The following is a 17,713-nucleotide window of genomic DNA, read 5'->3' as shown; positions in this document are numbered from 1 at the left end:
CGCAGCTATTTCCTCGCTGCGGCATTTTCCAGACCGGCGCGATCAACTTTCACTCACGGCGCCGCACGGCGTGAGCGCCCCGTGCGGTGTGTGAGTGGCCCGCCACGCGTGCCTCGAGAGGTGGAGGGAGGCTATTGCGCACCAGCGTCACGCAATGCTTCCCCGTTATCGTCCGGGTATCGAAGACCACGAAAACGACTTGGTTGGTGCGTTTAGAGATGCGGCCGGAGACGTCCGCTGACCGTGCTGAACCGGGCGAGAATTATGGTTAACAGCTTCGCCTAAGTCCGTAATTCTGCGGGCCTTTTTCTCGAAATGGGACAGCGTTAACCCGATGCCTCACATCTGCCCGAACTTAATCCGCATTTAACTAAAAGTCGCCTTAATGACGCTCCGACCCTCTGCGAGATGCTGTTCCCGGATCGTGACCAGCGGCACTTCGAAGGGGGACTTGGTGACACCGTCCTGGACGCAAGGCGAATGAGTACGAGTATCGCTGCGCAGAGTAACGCGGCACGGAAGTCCAAAGAATTCTCGAGCAATTCTTATCGGAAACCTTCCCGGAAGATGACCACCCAAAACGCGCTTGGCGCCGCCGTGATCGGCTGCGTCGTGCTTGGCGCCGGCTGGACCGTGTACAGCAACATCTTCGCTGCCAGCGTCTATCCGACCGTCGGCAGCATCGGCTACGACGCACCCGTGATCAAGCGGGCGCCCAGGGTCGCGCTGCGCGAGGCGGGCGAGGCCGTCAAGGAAGCCTTTGCGCTGTTGCCCGACCGGTTGCAGGTCGCAGCTCCGATCTCGCGCGAGATGTTCAACGAGCGCTTTGCCGCGGCTGCGACCCAAGGCGTGCAGTCGAACGCCGCGAGCGTCGCGCCTGCGACCAAGGTTGCCGAGGCCAAGGACACGGCGAAGCCGGGCGTGATCGCGAAGGTCGCGGAAGCGCTGAAGCCTGCTCCCGCCAGGATCGCCGATGCTGGCAAGGATTCTGCCAAGGATTCTGCCAAGGATTCTGCCAGGACCAAGCGCGCCGACGCACCGGTGCAACTGGCCTCGGCTGATCCGGCCGAGATCGTGCCGGCGCCTGAGGCAAAACCAAAATCGTTCGCCGATCGCGCCAAGGCTGCGGTGATGTCGATCACCGGGCCGCGCCAGTCGATGGTGGACAAGCTCTGGGGCAAGCGCGAGCCGTCCGGCGGGCTGCTCGCCTATGCCTCGGCCGACGCCAGCGTGACCGCCTCCATCGCGCCGCGGGAGCAGAACCCCATGCTCGGCGGTTCGGCGCCCTATGAGCGCGACACCGCGGTCTACGACATCACCGCCAGGACGGTCTATCTGCCGGACGGCACCAAGCTCGAGGCGCATTCCGGCCTCGGCTCCAATCTCGACGACCCGCGCTCCTCACGTGTCCGCATGCGCGGCGTGACCCCGCCGCACATCTACATGCTGAAGCCGCGCGAGGCGCTGTTCCACGGCGTGCCCGCGCTGCGCCTGACCCCGATCGGCGGCGAGAGCGCGATCTACGGCCGCGACGGCCTGCTGGCGCACACCTTCATGCTCGGGCCGAATGGCGATTCCAACGGCTGCGTGTCGTTCAAGGACTATTACGCGTTCCTCGACGCCTACCGCAACAAGGGCATCCGCAAGCTCGCGGTGCTGGCGCGGGTCGAATGATCCCGGCTCATTCCTGGTGATGCAGAAAGGGCCGCTCGCAGCGGCCTTTTCCTTTTGCGCGACGTTTCAGCCCGGCCAGCACTGTCCGCCGCCGTCGATCCGCAGCACCTGGCCGGAAACGAACGCGCCCATGGGGCCTGCGAAGAATTCGACGACGCGCGCGACCTCGTCGACGGTTGCGATCCGGTCGAGCGTGCCGGTCTCGACCATTCTGCCGGGGTCCACCGCGCGCGTGCCGAGGAAGCGGCCGGTTCGGGTATCTCCGGGCGCGATGCAATTGACGGCGATGTCGTAGGGGCGGAGCTGGTCGGCCAGACATCGCGTGTAATGGGTCACGCCGGCCTTCGACACCGCATAGATCGAGCCGTTGGTGCGTCCCTTGAAAGCGGCGACCGAGCCCAGGGTGACGATGCGACCGCTACGGCGCTCCATCATGCCGCGCGCGACCGCCTGGCAGGTCAGGATGGTGGAGAGCAGATTGCGCTCCAGCACCGCGCGGACGTCGGCCTCCTTGATGTTCACCGCGTCGTTCGGGTCGGGCTTGCCGCCGGCGGCCGCGATATCGCCGCCGGCATTGTGCACGAGAATGTCGATCGGGCCGAGTGCGCCTTCCGTCTCCGCAACCACGCGCGCGATGTCCTCGCCCTTGGTGAGGTCGCCGAGCATGCGCCGACTGCGAACGCCGAATTGCCGGCCGATCTCCGCGGCCACCGCGGTGAGGGTGGTGCCCTCGCCATATTCAGCCGGCCCGTTCTCGCGCATGCCGTGGATGGCGACATCGGCGCCGAGCGCGGCAAGCTTCTCCGCGAAGGCGCGGCCGAGCCCGCGCCCGGCGCCGGTCACGAGCGCAACCTTGCCGGCCAATATCTTCTTCCCGTCATGCGATGCCATGATCTTGTTCCTGTCGTGAGATGTCAGTCCGCCGCGGGATCGAGCCGATCGCCGTCGCCTGCACTGCGTGATATTGCACGATCAGCGTTTGACGAAAACCAGATTGCAGGAACGTGCCTCGTTGCGCTTGCCGCTGCCGCGGGTGCGATCGAACTGCGCATCGACCGTAAAGGCGTAGGGCGAGCCGGGCGCGATGTTGTTGAGCGTATACGTGCTCGCCCCCGTCGTCCCCCGCGCGCTCAAGGTCGTCTTGCCGTCCGCCGGGATCTGGCCGTCGATCTCCAGCCGGTTGACACCACTCGAGCCCCGCGCCTCGGCGTGAAAAACGCCGTTCGTCACGGTTGCCGCGAGGGCTCTGGTGAAGCCCTGCGCCTTGCCGCTGGTCTGGCAATTCAACGTCACGTCCCAGTTGCCGTCAAACTCCTTGCTGCCGCCGGTTCGGGCGTTGCCGGCCGCCGGCGCAAGCGCCGTCTTCTGTTTCAACCCCTCGACGCGCGCCCTGGCGAGCGTCGCGAAAATGCAGTTCGGGAATCTGGCGAGATGGTCCTCGTAGGCCCCCAGCGTGCCGATGCTGTCCGCGGCCTTCCAGTGTGCCTCTGCGGCTGCGCAGGGATCCGCCCGCGGCGCGGCTTGGGGCGCGGCTGGCGCCAAGGTGACCGACACCGGCCCGTTCAGGTAGAACTTGCCGATGATCGACAGCGACAGCTCGGGGAGCTGGGTCTTGCCGCTTGAGTCATAGACATCGCTGCTGATGTCGCGGAAGACGTCGCCGATTTCCTGCGGTTCCTCGATGTGCTTCAGGAACGCGGTCGTGTAGGGGCTGTTGCGGCCGGCGCCATCGGCGGCGACCTGCCCGGATTGCGTCGAGAACGACACGATCGTGCCGCGCGGCGCCTCGACCTTCGACAGGCCCCGTCCGATCGAGGCGGCGCGCGTGGATCCGGCGGAGCGCTTGAGGGTTTCGGCCAGCGGATTGTCGCGGCAGGAATCCAGCACGAGGATGCGCAGGTTCTTGGCCTGCTGCAGATCGTTCACGATGTCGTCGACCCGCACGAAGCGCTTGAGGTCCGCTTCATCCGTCAGCACGGCGTCAACAGGCATCAGGTAGTTCACGCCGTTGTACTGCATCGCGTGGCCGCTGTAGTAGAACATGGCGACGTCGGCTCTGCTTGCGGCGCGCGCGAAGCGGATGGTCAGGTCCTGCATGTCGGCCTGGCGCAGGTCGATACCCTGAAAGACCTCGAAGCCGCTGCGCTTGAGCGAGGCCGCGACGTCTTCAGCATCGTGCGACGGGTTCGGGAGTTGCGCCGTCGAGACATAGGCGCCGTTGCCGATCACCAGCGCGACCCGCGTCTCCGCCGAAGCGGTCGCAACACAGAGCCAGCAGGCAAGGAGGGCCAGAGAGAATCCGGGCAAGTGAAATCTTGAAATTGCGCGCATGAATGCCGCCCGAGGAAAAGTCGAAAAATATCCCCCAGACTAGCGCATGCCGCGCCGGCATCAACGCCCTCGCTGCGGAACCGTCAAACGTGGCGGCCGCGGCATCCTGTCACGCCGGGCTCGCCGCCACGGTTTTGCGTAGTGCCAACTCGGTCGCGACCGCCTCTCGCACTGCGGGGCGCGCCTGCATGCGTTCGAGATAGGCCGACAAAACCGGCCATTGCGCGATGTCGACGCCGGCAGGACGGAGCAGCAGCAGGGCCCAGGTGAGATGGGCGTCCGCGACGGTGAAGCGGTTGCCGACGAGGAATTCGCGGTCCGCCAGATGCGCCGAGGGCACCGACAAGGTCTGCGTGATCCTCGCTCGCGGCTTGGCGAGCGAGCCGTCGTCCTTGTACCAGAAGGTCGGAAACAGGAACGCCTTGTGGATCTCGGCGCCGATGAAGCTCAGCCATTCCTGCAGGCGATAACGGTCGGGATCGCCGAACCCGGGTGCAAGGCCCGCCTCCGGCTTCGCGTCGGCGATGTATTGCAGCACCGCCGCGCTTTCGGTCAGCCGCTCGCCGTTCTCCAGCACCAGGACCGGCACCGCACCCTTCGGCGACACGCCGCGGAAGTCGCTGCCGTCGTCCACCACCTTCTTCGTCCAGATGTGGGCGAGATGATAGTGCGCGTCCAGGCCGGCCTCCATCAGCGCGATACGGCTGGCGAGCGAGCAGGCCATCGGAAAGAAATAGAGTTGCAGCATCGCTCACGCTCCGTCAGGTCAGCGCTTCGGCTCGTGCGATGATCGCGAAGCGGTCCGACAATTCGGCCAGCGCGACCTCGTGAATGGTCCTTGCGGCAAGCGCTCCGCCGCGGCCGTCGGGCAGATCGCGTGTGGCGCAGGCATCGGCTGCGATCGTCGTGCGCAGGCCGAGGTCGAGCGCGGCGCGGGCGGTCGAAGAGATGCACATATGGGTCATGAAGCCTGCCAGCACGATGTTGATGCGTCCGGTTGCGGCCAGCCGGGCCTGCAGGTCGGTGCCGGAAAAAGCGTTCGGCAGCGCCTTCTCGATCACGGCTTCGCTCGCGAGCGGCGTCAGGCTCCTGACGATCGCGCCGCGCTCGGCCTCGCGGTCGAACAGGCTGCCGGCACGTCCCTTGTGCGCGATATGGATGATCGCACCGCCGCTTGCCCGCGCGCGGGCGAGCAGGCGCGCGGCGACGGCGATCGCGGGCTCCGCATCCGGCAAGGCGAGGGGGCCGGCGCAATATTCGTTCTGAATGTCGATCAGCACGAGGCAGGAATCGGCGAGCTTGGGCGGAGTGAGGTCGGCGCCGGACAATTCGAGCAGGGTCTTGGGAGCGGTCATGCGGGTCAGGCCTTCAGGGCGGTGTCGGATGGCGCCACCCTAGCGCGGCGTCGGCCTGCCATTGTGCAGGACTATTGCAGCATATGGCTGCAAATTTGCAGGATCCGGTCGTGCCTGCTAGGCTCATCGCCATGAACTGGGATGATCTGCGCATCATCGCCGCGGTGAGGGACGAGGGCACCTATGCCGGCGCCAGCGCGCGGCTGCGCATCGACGAGACCACCGTCGGCCGCAGGCTCGCACGCATCCAGCGCGATCTCGGCGTCCCGCTGTTCGATGCGGTCGACGGCCAGCGCCGGCCGACGCGCCATTGCGAAGCGGTGCTCGAACATGTCGGCGCGATGGCCGCGCATGTCGCGGCGATCGATCGTATCGGTGAGAGCCAGCCGGGCGCGGTCGGCCGCCTGCGCATCGCCTCGACCAACGCGGTCGCCGAGGAGCTGCTGGCGCCCCACGCCAGCGCCTTCCTGCGCGGTCACCCCGGCCTGACGCTGCAATTCCTCACCTCCAGCGGCAACGTCAAATTCTCGCGCTGGCAGGCCGACCTTGCCATCCGCCTGCGCAAGCCGGAGAAGGGCGACTTCACCATCTCCAAGCTCGGCGATGTCAGGCTGTATTTCTTCGAGCCCGCCGATCGCGCGGGCGGCGAGCCTGTCGCCTGCGTCTATCCGGACGAGCTCGATAACATCCCCGAACAGCAGTTCCTGCGGGCGAAGCGTCTGAACAACGTGCGCTGCGTCACCGACAATATCCGCATCATCAGGACCATGATCCAGTCGCACCAGGCCATCGGCGTGCTGCCGGAGCATAGCTGCGGGCCGCTGCTCGCCGACCGCAGCCTGCGCGCGACGCTGCTGCCGAGGCGCCGCGACGTCTGGCTGCTGGTGCAGAACCACCTCAAGCGCGATCCGGCGACGCGGCTCACCATCGAATGGATCCGCCGCTGCTTCGGCGATGTCGCGCGCGGCTGATCCGTCGGATCAGCCTTGTTGAACGCGGTCGAAGCGTTGCACGACAAAACCATTGAAGCAGGGATTGCGTGCGCGCGAAGGTTGCGTAATCCCGTGATGGCTACGGTTTGATCAGGGCAGGCGCATGACCATTCTGCAGGAAACGATCCGGCCGCAGGCCAAATCCGGGGAATGGAAGGCGATCGTCGTCCTGATCCTCTTGATCCCGGTGCTGTGGTCGCCGCCGTTCCTGTTCCGCATCTTCCTGTTTCAGCCGTTCAACATCCCTTCCGGCTCGATGACGCCGACCCTGGTCGTCGGCGACTACGTCTTCGCCGCAAAATATGCCTATGGCTATGGCCGCTATTCCTTTCCGTTCGCACCGTCATGGATTTCCGGCCGTTTCCGGGCTGCCGAACCCGAGTACGGCGACGTCGTGGTGTTTCGCACGCCGAAGAACACTTCGGTCGACTACGTCAAGCGCGTGGTCGGGCTGCCCGGGGATCGCATCCAGATGCGGCAGGGCCAGCTCATCCTCAACGACCGTCCGGCGACACGCGTGGCTCTGAAGGCGGTGGCTGCCGGCTCCACCTGCGGCGTGGATGACGGCGCGAAAGCCAGGCGCTGGCGCGAGACGCTGCCGAACGGCGCGTCCTACGTGACGCAGGACTGCGTCGACAACGGCTACTACGACAACACCGACGCCTACACCGTGCCGCCTGGCCATTTCTTCGTGCTCGGCGACAACCGCGACAACTCCACCGACAGCCGCTTGATATCGACGTTCGGATTCGTGCCGATGGACAATCTGGTCGGCCGCGTGACGCGGATATTCTGGTCGCTCGACGAAGAGGGCGAGCCGCACATGGAGCGGCTCGGGAAGGTGTGGTGAGATCTCCGTCAGTCAGGGCTTGCGCTTCGCGCGCCCCGGAATGACGAGTGGAAAGAGCCGAGCAAAAACAAAAACCCCGGCATCGCTGCCGGGGTTTCGTAGGTCTCGAGGTGGCTGGACTTAGAAGTCCATGCCGCCCATTCCGCCGCCCGGGGGCATCGCGGGGCCGGAGCCGCCCTTCTTGGGCAGCTCGGCGACCATGGCTTCCGTGGTGATCAGGAGCGCGGCAACCGAGGCAGCGTTCTGGATCGCGGTACGGACCACCTTGGTCGGGTCGATGATGCCCTTCTTGACGAGATCGCCGTATTCACCGGTCTGGGAGTCGAAGCCGAAAGCGTACGACTTGTTCTCCAGCACCTTGCCGACGATCACAGAGCCGTCTTCACCGGCGTTGATCGCGATCTGGCGAGCGGGAGCCGACAGCGCCTTGCGCACGATCTCAACGCCGGTCTTCTGGTCGTCGTTCTTGGTGCGCAGGCCCTTGAGCTGCTCGGAGGCACGGAGCAGGGCGACGCCGCCGCCCGGGACGATGCCTTCCTCGACAGCTGCGCGGGTCGCATGCATCGCGTCATCAACGCGATCCTTACGCTCCTTCACCTCGACCTCGGTCGCGCCGCCGACGCGGATCACCGCGACGCCGCCGGCGAGCTTGGCGAGACGCTCCTGGAGCTTCTCACGGTCGTAGTCCGAGGTGGTCTCCTCGATCTGCGCCTTGATCTGGGACACGCGCGCCTCGATGTCGGCCTTCTTGCCGGCGCCGTTGACGATCGTGGTGTTCTCCTTGTCGATCATCACCTTCTTGGCGCGACCGAGCATGGCGAGCGTGACGTTCTCGAGCTTGATGCCGAGATCTTCCGAGATCGCCTGGCCACCGGTCAGGATCGCGATGTCCTGCAGCATGGCCTTGCGGCGATCGCCGAAGCCCGGAGCCTTGACGGCCGCGACCTTCAGGCCGCCGCGCAGGCGGTTCACGACGAGGGTGGCGAGAGCTTCGCCTTCGACGTCCTCGGCCACGATCACCAGCGGCTTGCCGGTCTGCACCACGGCTTCCAGCAGCGGCAGCAGCTCGTTCAACGAGGAGAGCTTCTTCTCGTTGATGAGGATGTAGGCGTCGTCCATCTCAACGCGCATCTTGTCGGCGTTGGTGACGAAGTAGGGCGAGATGTAGCCGCGGTCGAACTGCATGCCCTCGACGACGTCGAGTTCGGTCTCGAGCGACTTGGCTTCCTCGACGGTGATGACACCCTCGTTGCCGACCTTCTTCATGGCGTCGGAGAGGAACTTGCCGATTTCGGCATCGCCGTTGGCGGAGATGGTGCCGACCTGGGCGATCTCTTCGTTCGAGGTGACCTTCTTGGAGTTCTTGACGAGGTCCGCGACCACGGCTTCGACCGCGAGGTCGATACCGCGCTTGAGGTCCATCGGGTTCATGCCGGCGGCAACCGACTTGGCGCCTTCGCGCACGATCGCCTGGGCGAGCACGGTGGCGGTGGTGGTGCCGTCGCCGGCCGCGTCAGCGGACTTGGAGGCGACCTCGCGCACCATCTGGGCGCCCATGTTCTCGAACTTGTCCTCGAGCTCGATCTCCTTGGCGACGGTGACGCCGTCCTTGGTGATGCGGGGAGCGCCGAACGACTTGTCGAGCACGACGTTGCGGCCCTTCGGACCGAGCGTGACCTTCACCGCGTTGGCGAGAATGTCGACGCCGCGAAGCATCTTGTCGCGCGCATCGACGGAGAATTTGACTTCTTTAGCTGCCATCTGGATTTTTCCTTAGGTGTTTAGCTGGGTGCGAGAGGGGGCTCTTAGGCCGCCTTCTTCTTGGAAGCGGGGACGTCGAGGACGCCCATGATGTCGCTTTCCTTCATGATCAGCAGATCGACGCTGTCGATCTTGACCTCGGTGCCTGACCACTTGCCGAACAGCACGCGGTCGCCGACCTTCAGGTCGATCGGGATCAGCTTGCCGGCTTCGTCGCGGCCACCCGGGCCGACGGCGACGATTTCGCCCTGCGAGGGCTTTTCCTTGGCAGTGTCGGGAATGATGATGCCGCCAGCGGTCTTCTCTTCTGCGTCAATGCGCTTGACCACGACGCGGTCGTGAAGCGGACGGAATTTCATGCAGTCCTCCTAAGCATTTGCTCAGATTGATGTTTTAGGGGTGTTAGCAATCGATGCCCGCGAGTGCTAATGCGGGTTAAGCTCAAATAGGACAGGATTTTTGCGGGGGCAAGGGCTTCTAGCAGAAAAATAAGCACTCAAAAGCGCTGTCTGCCAATTTCCTTTACCATCGTTAACCGCTTTGCGGGACCGTATTAGCACGGAGCTTGGTCTGCTGCTAACGCATTGAATTTCAACAGCTTGTTAAACTTTTGGGCTTGAGATGGGTTGTCAGTTTGCGTCACATTTCTCTCATGTGAGCGCATCTCCACCGGGTGGCTCGTAAGCAGCGTACCGGAAAGCCACCCCTTGATATGCGCTCCTGAAAAGGAGGTTGGCATGGTCTCGCGGGTTGGGGTTGTTTCCGACGACTTCCGGAAACAGGTGCTGGGTTACGGGCTGACGACGGCCGAAATTCTCTACCGGATGCCGGATCATCCCTCACTGCTTCAGACCTATGTCTGGCAGAATTACGATCTCTTCCCGAAATTCCCGGCGCTGACCGACTTCCTCGCCTTCTGGCAGCAGAAGCTCGATGGCCCGCTTCATTCGGTGACGGTTGCGCATTCCAAGCTGATCAAGCCGGCCGAGCTTCGCGCCGTGGACGGCGTGTTCCGGCTGCATTGAAGGCTCCGACGAATTGGCTTTCGTCGCTTGAATGGCTGCGTCGTGCGCAAGCAGAGAGCGCGTGATGCGGGCCTTGCGATCGCCGGTTTGGCCGATCTCGTTTCAGGGTGGCCGCGCGGCTCCAGATGGCCGGCGCATCGGGCAGGGCTCAGGCGCAGCCGTCGCAATAGCGCTTCCACATCGTGCGATAGGCATCGTCCACCGCTTGCGCATATGATACGGCGTTGCCGGCGGCCGCAGCTCCGATCTGTCCGGGCAGTTCACGGCGCAACTTTTCCAGCTCGCCGATCTGCGAGCCACGGCTGGCGGCGATGTCGACATACGCCTCATCGCTCTCCGCGACCCAGTCCGGCAGGCCGAGCGCGGTGAGGATGGCGCCGGCAGCACGGCCGGGCAGGCTGTTGCCGAGCTTGGCCACCACCGGCACGCCCATCTGCAGGGCTTCCCATGTGCTGACGCCGCCGTTCTGCGGGAACGGGTCGAGGGCAATATCGACGCGATTGAACGCTGCCAGATGTTCGCCTCGCGAGGTCCGTCCCAGCAGATCGACGCGTTCGGTGGGCAACCCGCAAGCCGCAAACCGCGCCAGCAGATTGTCGCGGACCAGCCGGTCGTCCAGCGCACTATCCTTGATCAGCAGTCGCGACCCAGGCACCCGCTCGAGAATTCTGGACCAGACGTCCGCTGCCTCGTCCGAAATCTTGCTGATGCGGTTGAAGACACCGAATGTGACGAAACCGTTCGAGATCGCCGGCGCCTCCATCCGCGCAATCCCGGCCGGCAGCGGCGCCAGCGTCACAAAGCACGGCAGGTCGACAACGGTCTCCGCAAACAGATGCCGAACCGCGACAGGAATCGCGACCTGGTCCGAGAACAGATAATCGATCGTTGGCAGGCCTGTGCCGGTGCCGTGGCCCCAGCCATGCACCTGGATCGGCGCCGGCTTGCGCGCAAAAACGCCGAGGCGGTTTCCGCTGGTATGGCCGGACAGATCGATCAGGATATCGACGCCATCGGCGCGGATCTGAGCGGCGAGATGATCGTCGGTCCATTGCGAGGCGTCGTGCCAGCGATCGGCGATCCCCTGAAATTCGCTGGTCATTGCATCCGATCCCGGTGAGCACGAATAGCACACGACCTCGAACTGTGCCGGATCGTGATGCTCTAGGACCGGCCTGAAAACGAAAGCCGCCGAATGCACCCGAAAATCGGACGAGACGTAGCCGAGCACCAGACGGCGATCCGGATCGCGGCCGTTGTCGTGCGGTCCCGCTGCTCCTGGAGCGATTTTCGCGCCGATCCGCTCCCACCATACCTGCCGCGCCTGCTGATGCTGCTCGACGCTGGCGTCCCCCACGAAATCGAGGGCAAATATCTTGCTGGAGATCGTGCTCTCGAGGTCAGGCTGGAGCTCAAGGGCTCTGTCGAAACTGGCGAGGGCTTCGTCGACCCGGCCGAGTGCGAAGAAGCATTGGCCGAGCAGGCTGTGGGCCTGAGCGAAGCCGGGATCGATGGCGAGAGCCTTCTCGCAATCGCGCGATGCCTCGGCGGTTTGCCGGGTTTGGAGCAAGACATTGGCCCGCGAGAGCCAACCATTCGCGTCGCCGGGTGCCACGGCAATGGCGCGATTGCAATCCGCCATGGCTTCGTCAAATCGCTGAAGCTCCCGCCATGCAACGGCGCGGTTCGCCAGCGCCGAGGCATAGTCAGGCTTGATCGACAGCGCGCGGCTCAGGCTTGCAATGGCCTCGTCGTAGGCGCGCAGGCGGCAGAGCGCCCAACCCCGGCCGTTATGGGCTTCGGAAAGGTTTCCGTTGATTGCGAGCGCCTTGTCGAAGCTCTCGAGCGCATCCTGGTAGAGCTCAAGGGCCGCGTTCGCGTTACCGAGATTGGACAGGGCCAAGGCGTAGTTGGATCGCAAGGCGAGAGCCTTTCGATAGCTCTCGCGGGCCTCATTGTGACGTCCCAGGCCATTGAGCGCGACGCCCAGGCTCATATGAGCTTCGGCAGATCGCGGATCCACGGTCACCGCTCGGCTCAGCAGTACCTGGGCTTGCTGATAGTCTTTGGCATCAGACTCCAAAGTGCCGAGCAAATGCAGCGCGATGAATTGATTGGGCGCGAGCTCCAGCAGTTGGCGATAGGCGGCCTTGGCTTCGGGCAGAAGCCCCATCTTATGCATCTGGAGGGCGCGCTCGAGCAACGGCGCCACGTCGGCTTTTTGCCGTTTCTGCAACCGGGCATTTTGAAATGCCCGCTGGCCTGCGCTGCTGCTCATGAATCACATCCCCCAGAATCTCCCGGCGAGATTAATTCAGCGAGGGAGCTATTACGAGACGACGGCGGCTCGCCACGACAGCCTGGGACAAGCTACGACCGTCGGGTCATCGCGTGACCGGCCCAAGCCGCAATTGCCCCCGCAATTGCTGCCTCGTTCAAGAGCGGATAGTCTGCCCGTATGTTGTACCCGTCCGGCGGGCGCGGCTCAGATCAGGGAGGCAGACAATGGCCAGGCAAAAGTCATCGAGACCCGCAACGAAGACCGTGGTGAAGAAGCGGAGCGGAGCCAAGGTCGCGGCGCGCTCGTCCGCGCGCAAGGCGGTGAAAACGAAGGCGCGCGCGACGTCGCCGAAGAAGCCCGCACGTCCCAGGCAGCGCATCGTGATCAGCCATCACCGCGAGGAAGACTTCAAGGCCGATGGCCTGCGCGCCTATGCAAAATACCGCGACCTCGGCATCGCCGATGCGACCCACGGCCTGGCGCAAGCGCATGTGATCCGCCTGCAAGGCCCCTGCAATCCGGAAGAGGTGTCAAAGCTGCACTTCCACGCTGTCGACTTCCAGATGGTCTACGTTCTCAAGGGCTGGGTGAAGACCTATATGGACGGCGAGGGCGAGACACTGATGAAGGCAGGCAGCGCCTGGACCCAGCCGCCGAAGATCAAGCACATGATCCTGGACTATTCCGACGACGTCGAGCTGCTGGAGGTGATCCTGCCGGCGGAGTTCAAGACGGTGGAGCTGAAGGCGTAGGTCGCTCGACCCTCTCGGTCGTCATTGCGAGGAGCTCGCGACAAAATTGCGAAGCAATTTTGCGCCGATGCGACGCGGCAATCCAGACTGTCTCCGCGGATAAATTTCTGGATTGCTTTGCTACGCTCGCAATGACGGGTGCCTTGTAGCCCGGATTGCGCTTCGCTCCATCCGGGCTACGGCAGCTATCGGCCGACTACCGCTCAAGATAGTCCAGTTCTTCGTTCATGATCCTGCGAGCATATTCGCCAAAAACATCGATCAACCGGCCGCGCGCGGCATAGGGCGGATAGAGCAGCGCGATCGTGACGGGGACTGCAGGGTTGAAGGGGCGCGTGATCAGCGCCGCGCCAGAGCTTTCGTCATGTGCGGCAATCGGGTTGATAATACTGATGCCGAGACCCGCCGCGACCAGGGCACAAACCGATGCGCCCAGATCGGTTTCGGCAACGACGCGGCGGGTGACGCCAGCCTGCGCGAAGATCGTATCGATGCGATCGTGGAGCGGACTCCCCGTGGCGAAGGAGATGAAGGCGTCATCGGCGAAATCGGCAGGGCGCAGCGTCTTCTTCTGTGCAAGACGATGCGCCTTCGGCATGATCGCGACGCAACGGGTCTTGAGCACCGGCTCGACATGCACCCCCGCAACCTCGCCGTAGAGCATTGCCAACCCGGTGTCGCAAAGCCCGGAGCTGACCCAGTCGTGCACGGCGCTCGCCGTGCCGGATCGGATCGAGATCATCACATGCGGATAGTCCAGCTTGAAGCGCGCCGCTATGCGCGTCAGCAGGCCGCCGGCCAGGCGCGGCATCGCCGCAACGCTTAGCCGACCCATGCCGAACGAGCGGATGCTGGCTGCGCTGGCCTCCAGTCCCGCCAGGCCGATGAAAGTCTTCTCGACCTCCTGGAAAAAGCGCGACCCGTCCACGGTGGGACGCAGGCGGCCGCCACTGCGGTCGAACAGCGGGAATTGCGTGATCGCCTCCAACTGTCCGATCAGGCGGCTGATCTGGGGTTGCGAGGTATGCATGCGCTGCGCCGCCTGCGTCATCGATCCCGTCACGAAGACCGCCCGAAAAGCCTCCACGTGCTTCAAGCCCATGCGTCTGGTGGCCATATCAAATCCGTATAGGGGAGTGTGAAACTGGAATTTCATCAGATCGGGCTTTTGGACGATAGTCCAGAGCATGCAGCCGCTCGCACGGAGCTGTCCTGTCATTGCTCACCCACCGCGGACGGCGTCACGGACATTCGCCAAGAGAGGGACGACATGAAAGCGACAAGGATCAAGGCACTCGCCGCGGCGACCATCGCTGTAGTTCTTATTTCCGGCGAGGCCATGGCCCAGGGTGCGAGCAGGCTGGACAAGATCCGTGAGAACGGCTCGATCACATTGGGGTATCCCGAGACCTCGGTGCCCTTCGCCTATCTCGACGATAATCAGAAGCCGATCGGCTACACCGTGGAAATCTGTGAACGGGTGGTGCAGGCGATCAAGACAGCCCTCAAGCTCCCCAAGCTCGAGACCCGCTATAACCCCACAACCTCGGCGACACGCATTCAGCTGCTCGCCAACGGGACGATCGATCTCGAATGCGGCAACACGACCAATAATGTCGAGCGACATAAACTCGCCGCCTTTTCTCCCACCATCTTCGTTGCGCAGGTCGTCCTCGTCGCACGCAAGAATGGCGGGGTCGATGTCAACGACCCGGCTTCGTTCCGCGGCAAGGCCATCTCGGCCCAGGCAGGCGGCCAGACCTTCAAGGTGATTACGCTGATCAATGCCAAGAACAATCTTGGCATCACGCTCGTGCCGGCCAAGGATACCGCGGAGACCTTCTTGCTGGTCTCGACGGGCAGGGTGGCCGGCACAGCCAACGATGACGGTCTCGCCTATGCCACGGTCGCCTCGTCCAGGACGCCGGATGATTTCGTGATCGGCAGCAAGAGTCTTGAACTCGCGCCCTACGGTATCGTCGAACCCAAGGATGATCCTGCTTTCAAGAAGGTGGTCGACGATGCCGTGATCGACCTGATGAAGAGCGGGCAGATCGCGGCGCTCTACGACAAATATTTCAATTCCCCAATCCCACCACATGGCCTCAACCTGAAATTTCCGATGAGCACCGCGCTCAAGCGGGCGCTGGCCAACCCGACCGATTCCGGCGACCCGGCAGTCTACGAATGACGCGCCAAGTGCTTGAGAGGTCCTCCGATGGCACATCAACACGAGACAAACTCGGCGGGCTCTGAGTTGCCGCCGATCGACCTGCGCAGCGATACGGTCACCAAGCCGACCGCAGCGATGTATGCCCGCATGGCCTCGACGCCGCTCGGCGATGACGGGCTGGACGGTGACCCCACGGTGCAGGAGCTGGAGGCCGTCGCGGCTGCGGCGTTGGGCAAGGACGCCGGCCTGTTTGTGCCGAGCTGCACCATGGCCAATCTGTTGGCGACACTGGCGCAGTCGCAGCGCAGCGAACAGATCGCGTTGGAAGCGAATGCCCATATGTACACCTCCGAACGAGGGGCTGCGACATTTACAGGGCAGTTCTACCTCGCCATTGCAGGCACCGACGGCGCGATGGACCTGAATTTGCTGGAAGACGCCATACAGGGTGAAGGGCTCAAGCTCAGGACCGCCCTTATCGCGATGGAAACCTCGCACAACAATGCGAGCGGCGCCGTGCTGCCGCTGGAGCATATGCAGGCTGTGCACGCCATGGCAGCGGCTCGCGGCGTCCCGGTGCATCTCGACGGCGCGCGGCTCTTCAACGCCGCGGTCGCGCTTGAAACGGCGCCGGCCGAGGTTGCGAGGCATTGCGATACGGTCTCTCTGTGCCTGTCGAAGGGCCTGAGCGCACCTGCAGGTGCCGTGCTAGCCGGGCCGCGCACCGTGATCGACCGGAGCCGCAGGTTTCGCCGCATGCTGGGAGGCACGCAGCGCCAGATCGGCATCCTGGCTGCCGCCGGTCTGGAGGCGGTTCAGGTCATGGGTGCGCGTCTGGGCGAGGACCACCGACGTGCGCGAATCCTGAGTGATGCGCTGAACGGGATGCATCCCAAGCTCAGCGCGACAATCCCGCAAACGAATATCGTGCAGGTCGATGTCTCTCGCTCCGGACGCGACAGCGCCGCGTGGTCGGCGGCTCTCGAGAAGGCGGGCCTGAAGGCGCGGCCCTGGGGTCTGCATCGCTTGCGTTGTGTGACCCATCGCCATATCGATGATGCCGATATCGATCGCGCGGTCACGGCATTTCGCACCGTGGCCGGAGTTTTGGTTTAGCGCATCCGCCGATGTGAATCGGGTCCCTTGCAGCCGGATGGAGCAAGGCGAAATCCGGGAAAGTCTCTAAGGTGGACCCGGATTGCGCTGCGCTCCACGCGGGCTGCGGGCCCTTCGCTACGTCAACACCCCCACCACCGCCCCCATCAAACACGTCGTCAGCGTCCCCGACACGATCGACTTCAATCCCAGCGCGTTGATCTCCTCTCGCCGGTCCGGCGCCATCACGCCGAGCCCGCCGATCATGATGCCGAGGCTGGCGAAATTGGCGAAGCCGCACATCGCGTAGAGCATGATCAGGCGCGAGCGTGCATCGAGCGTGCCCGGCGGCAGCTTCGAGAAGTCGACATAGGCGATCAATTCGTTGAGCACGGTCTTGGTGCCCATCAGGCTGCCGGCGCTGACGGCCTGGTCCCAGGGCAGCCCCATCAGCCAGCACACCGGCGCCATCACGAGGCCGAGCAGGCGTTGCAGCGAGATCGCGGCACCGCCGAGATTCGGCAAGAGGCCGAGGATGGCGTTGACGAGATAGACCAGCGCCACCAGCACCAGCAGCATCGCGACGATGTTGATCAGCAGCTCGATCCCCGCACTCGTCCCCTTCACGATCGCGTCCATCGTGCTCGAAACTTCCATCTCCGGATCCTCGAGCGTGCCGCCGGTGCGCCGGTCGGAGGTCTCTGGGATCATGATCAGGCTGACGAGGATCGCGGCCGGTGCGCCCAGCACGGAGGCGATGACGAAGTGCGCCGCCGCATCCGGAATGAGCGGGCCAAGCAGGGTCGCATAGAGCACCAGCACCGTGCCTGCGATGCCGGCCATGCCGCCGGTCATCACCAGGAACAATTCGCTGCGGGTCATCTGGGCCAGATACGGCCGCACGAACAGCGGCGCCTCGACCATGCCGAGGAAGATGTTGGCGGCCGTCGACAGCCCGACCGCGCCGCCGACGCCGAGCGTCCGCTCGAGCAGCCAGGCCATTCCGCGCACGACCGGCGGCAGCACGCGCCAATAGAACAGCAGCGTCGTCAGCACGCTCATGATCAGCACGATCGGGAGCGCCTGGAACGCCAGGATGAAATCGGCGCCGGGCACCTTCAAATCGAACGGCAGGGGACCACCGCCGATATAGCCGAACACGAAGGAGGAGCCGGCGCGCGAGGCCGCCGAGATCGCGCCGACGGCGTCGTTGATGGCGCCGAAGGCGCGCGCGACGACGGGCACCTTCAGCAGGACGATCGCCGTGACGAATGTCGCGACGAGACCGATCGCCGCCTGTCGCAGCGAGACGGCGCGGCGATTTTCTGCCAACGCGAACGCGATCAGCAGCAATGCGAAAATGCCGAGTGCCGATTGCAAGCGCAGCATGATGTCCCCAAAGCCCCGGTGATTATGGCCGCGCC

The 17,713-nt window shown here is 64.3% G+C and carries 16 protein-coding genes; 7 read left to right on the top strand and 9 right to left on the bottom strand.

Annotated features, from left to right (window positions below; translation table 11 throughout):
- Positions 1–567 precede the first annotated feature (567 nt).
- Positions 568–1,674, top strand: coding sequence for a DUF2778 domain-containing protein (locus JQ572_RS23360; RefSeq protein ID WP_211385166.1), 1,107 nt, complete (start codon positions 568–570; stop codon positions 1,672–1,674).
- 66 nt (positions 1,675–1,740) lie between these two features.
- Here the strand turns inward: JQ572_RS23360 and JQ572_RS23355 are convergent, their stop codons facing one another.
- From JQ572_RS23355 to JQ572_RS23340, 4 genes are all read right to left on the bottom strand, one after another.
- Complete coding sequence (locus JQ572_RS23355; RefSeq protein WP_211385165.1) at positions 1,741–2,565, bottom strand: SDR family NAD(P)-dependent oxidoreductase; 825 nt, start codon at positions 2,563–2,565, stop codon at positions 1,741–1,743.
- An 81-nt stretch (positions 2,566–2,646) separates the two neighbouring features.
- Positions 2,647–4,005 (bottom strand): caspase family protein, encoded by a 1,359-nt coding sequence (locus JQ572_RS23350; RefSeq protein WP_211385164.1) that lies wholly within the window; start codon positions 4,003–4,005, stop codon positions 2,647–2,649.
- A 109-nt stretch (positions 4,006–4,114) separates the two neighbouring features.
- The gene (locus tag JQ572_RS23345) at positions 4,115–4,753 is read right to left on the bottom strand and encodes a glutathione binding-like protein (RefSeq protein WP_211385163.1); all 639 of its coding nucleotides are present in this window, start codon (positions 4,751–4,753) and stop codon (positions 4,115–4,117) included.
- Between the two features lie 13 nt (positions 4,754–4,766).
- Positions 4,767–5,360 carry a cysteine hydrolase family protein gene (locus tag JQ572_RS23340; protein ID WP_211385162.1) on the bottom strand — a complete coding sequence of 198 codons (594 nt, stop codon included), beginning with the start codon at positions 5,358–5,360 and terminating at the stop codon, positions 4,767–4,769.
- Positions 5,361–5,491: 131 nt separating this feature from the next.
- On the opposite strand from JQ572_RS23340, the gene JQ572_RS23335 reads away from it, so the two are divergent.
- Both JQ572_RS23335 and lepB read left to right on the top strand, forming a co-directional pair.
- Positions 5,492–6,331, top strand: a complete 840-nt coding sequence (locus JQ572_RS23335; protein WP_211385386.1) for a LysR family transcriptional regulator — start codon at positions 5,492–5,494, stop codon at positions 6,329–6,331.
- A gap of 124 nt (positions 6,332–6,455) precedes the next feature.
- A complete protein-coding gene (gene lepB / locus JQ572_RS23330) occupies positions 6,456–7,202 on the top strand; it encodes a signal peptidase I (protein ID WP_211385161.1) in 747 nt (248 codons plus the stop codon).
- Between the two features lie 120 nt (positions 7,203–7,322).
- On the opposite strand, the gene groL is transcribed toward lepB, so the two are convergent.
- Together groL and JQ572_RS23320 are read right to left on the bottom strand one after the other, a co-directional pair.
- Positions 7,323–8,963, bottom strand: coding sequence for a chaperonin GroEL (gene groL / locus JQ572_RS23325; protein WP_211385160.1), 1,641 nt, complete (start codon positions 8,961–8,963; stop codon positions 7,323–7,325).
- A gap of 44 nt (positions 8,964–9,007) precedes the next feature.
- Positions 9,008–9,322, bottom strand: a complete 315-nt coding sequence (locus JQ572_RS23320; protein ID WP_211385159.1) for a co-chaperone GroES — start codon at positions 9,320–9,322, stop codon at positions 9,008–9,010.
- A gap of 378 nt (positions 9,323–9,700) precedes the next feature.
- On the opposite strand from JQ572_RS23320, the gene JQ572_RS23315 reads away from it, so the two are divergent.
- On the top strand, positions 9,701–9,988 hold the full coding sequence (locus tag JQ572_RS23315) for an usg protein (protein WP_211385158.1): 288 nt from the start codon (positions 9,701–9,703) through the stop codon (positions 9,986–9,988).
- 148 nt (positions 9,989–10,136) lie between these two features.
- Here JQ572_RS23315 and JQ572_RS23310 read toward each other — a convergent pair whose 3' ends face one another.
- Positions 10,137–12,266: an O-linked N-acetylglucosamine transferase, SPINDLY family protein gene (locus tag JQ572_RS23310; protein ID WP_211385157.1), complete on the bottom strand. Its 2,130-nt coding sequence runs from the start codon at positions 12,264–12,266 to the stop codon at positions 10,137–10,139.
- 227 nt (positions 12,267–12,493) lie between these two features.
- Between JQ572_RS23310 and JQ572_RS23305 the strand changes: the two genes are divergently transcribed.
- The gene (locus JQ572_RS23305; RefSeq protein ID WP_211385156.1) at positions 12,494–13,021 is read left to right on the top strand and encodes a cupin domain-containing protein; all 528 of its coding nucleotides are present in this window, start codon (positions 12,494–12,496) and stop codon (positions 13,019–13,021) included.
- Between the two features lie 196 nt (positions 13,022–13,217).
- Here the strand turns inward: JQ572_RS23305 and JQ572_RS23300 are convergent, their stop codons facing one another.
- Positions 13,218–14,177 (bottom strand): LysR substrate-binding domain-containing protein, encoded by a 960-nt coding sequence (locus JQ572_RS23300; protein ID WP_249129209.1) that lies wholly within the window; start codon positions 14,175–14,177, stop codon positions 13,218–13,220.
- Between the two features lie 114 nt (positions 14,178–14,291).
- Between JQ572_RS23300 and JQ572_RS23295 the strand changes: the two genes are divergently transcribed.
- Both JQ572_RS23295 and JQ572_RS23290 read left to right on the top strand, forming a co-directional pair.
- Positions 14,292–15,212 (top strand): amino acid ABC transporter substrate-binding protein, encoded by a 921-nt coding sequence (locus JQ572_RS23295; protein ID WP_211385385.1) that lies wholly within the window; start codon positions 14,292–14,294, stop codon positions 15,210–15,212.
- Between the two features lie 66 nt (positions 15,213–15,278).
- Entirely contained in the window at positions 15,279–16,310 is a 1,032-nt protein-coding gene (locus tag JQ572_RS23290) for a threonine aldolase family protein (protein WP_306235728.1), read from the top strand.
- 117 nt (positions 16,311–16,427) lie between these two features.
- Here the strand turns inward: JQ572_RS23290 and JQ572_RS23285 are convergent, their stop codons facing one another.
- On the bottom strand, positions 16,428–17,678 hold the full coding sequence (locus JQ572_RS23285; protein WP_211385153.1) for a NupC/NupG family nucleoside CNT transporter: 1,251 nt from the start codon (positions 17,676–17,678) through the stop codon (positions 16,428–16,430).
- Positions 17,679–17,713: the final 35 nt, after the last annotated feature.

It is taken from the genome of Bradyrhizobium sp. SZCCT0153, assembly GCF_018129995.1.
Lineage (GTDB): Bacteria > Pseudomonadota > Alphaproteobacteria > Rhizobiales > Xanthobacteraceae > Bradyrhizobium > Bradyrhizobium japonicum_G.
The sequence above is the reverse complement of the archived record's forward strand: the minus strand, read 5'-3'. Positions and strand labels throughout refer to the sequence as shown.

Bases quoted from the DNA above. Each gene is read 5' to 3' on its own strand.
- JQ572_RS23340 (WP_211385162.1), bottom strand. From the start codon at position 5,360: ATGACCGCTCCCAAGACCCTGCTCGAATTGTCCGGCGCCGACCTCACT.
- JQ572_RS23285 (WP_211385153.1), bottom strand. From the start codon at position 17,678: ATGCTGCGCTTGCAATCGGCACTCGGCATTTTCGCATTGCTGCTGATC.
- JQ572_RS23360 (WP_211385166.1), top strand. From the start codon at position 568: ATGACCACCCAAAACGCGCTTGGCGCCGCCGTGATCGGCTGCGTCGTG.
- groL (WP_211385160.1), bottom strand. From the start codon at position 8,963: ATGGCAGCTAAAGAAGTCAAATTCTCCGTCGATGCGCGCGACAAGATG.
- lepB (WP_211385161.1), top strand. From the start codon at position 6,456: ATGACCATTCTGCAGGAAACGATCCGGCCGCAGGCCAAATCCGGGGAA.
- JQ572_RS23305 (WP_211385156.1), top strand. From the start codon at position 12,494: ATGGCCAGGCAAAAGTCATCGAGACCCGCAACGAAGACCGTGGTGAAG.
- JQ572_RS23350 (WP_211385164.1), bottom strand. From the start codon at position 4,005: ATGCGCGCAATTTCAAGATTTCACTTGCCCGGATTCTCTCTGGCCCTC.
- JQ572_RS23315 (WP_211385158.1), top strand. From the start codon at position 9,701: ATGGTCTCGCGGGTTGGGGTTGTTTCCGACGACTTCCGGAAACAGGTG.
- JQ572_RS23300 (WP_249129209.1), bottom strand. From the start codon at position 14,177: ATGAAATTCCAGTTTCACACTCCCCTATACGGATTTGATATGGCCACC.
- JQ572_RS23345 (WP_211385163.1), bottom strand. From the start codon at position 4,753: ATGCTGCAACTCTATTTCTTTCCGATGGCCTGCTCGCTCGCCAGCCGT.
- JQ572_RS23355 (WP_211385165.1), bottom strand. From the start codon at position 2,565: ATGGCATCGCATGACGGGAAGAAGATATTGGCCGGCAAGGTTGCGCTC.
- JQ572_RS23320 (WP_211385159.1), bottom strand. From the start codon at position 9,322: ATGAAATTCCGTCCGCTTCACGACCGCGTCGTGGTCAAGCGCATTGAC.
- JQ572_RS23310 (WP_211385157.1), bottom strand. From the start codon at position 12,266: ATGAGCAGCAGCGCAGGCCAGCGGGCATTTCAAAATGCCCGGTTGCAG.
- JQ572_RS23295 (WP_211385385.1), top strand. From the start codon at position 14,292: ATGAAAGCGACAAGGATCAAGGCACTCGCCGCGGCGACCATCGCTGTA.
- JQ572_RS23335 (WP_211385386.1), top strand. From the start codon at position 5,492: ATGAACTGGGATGATCTGCGCATCATCGCCGCGGTGAGGGACGAGGGC.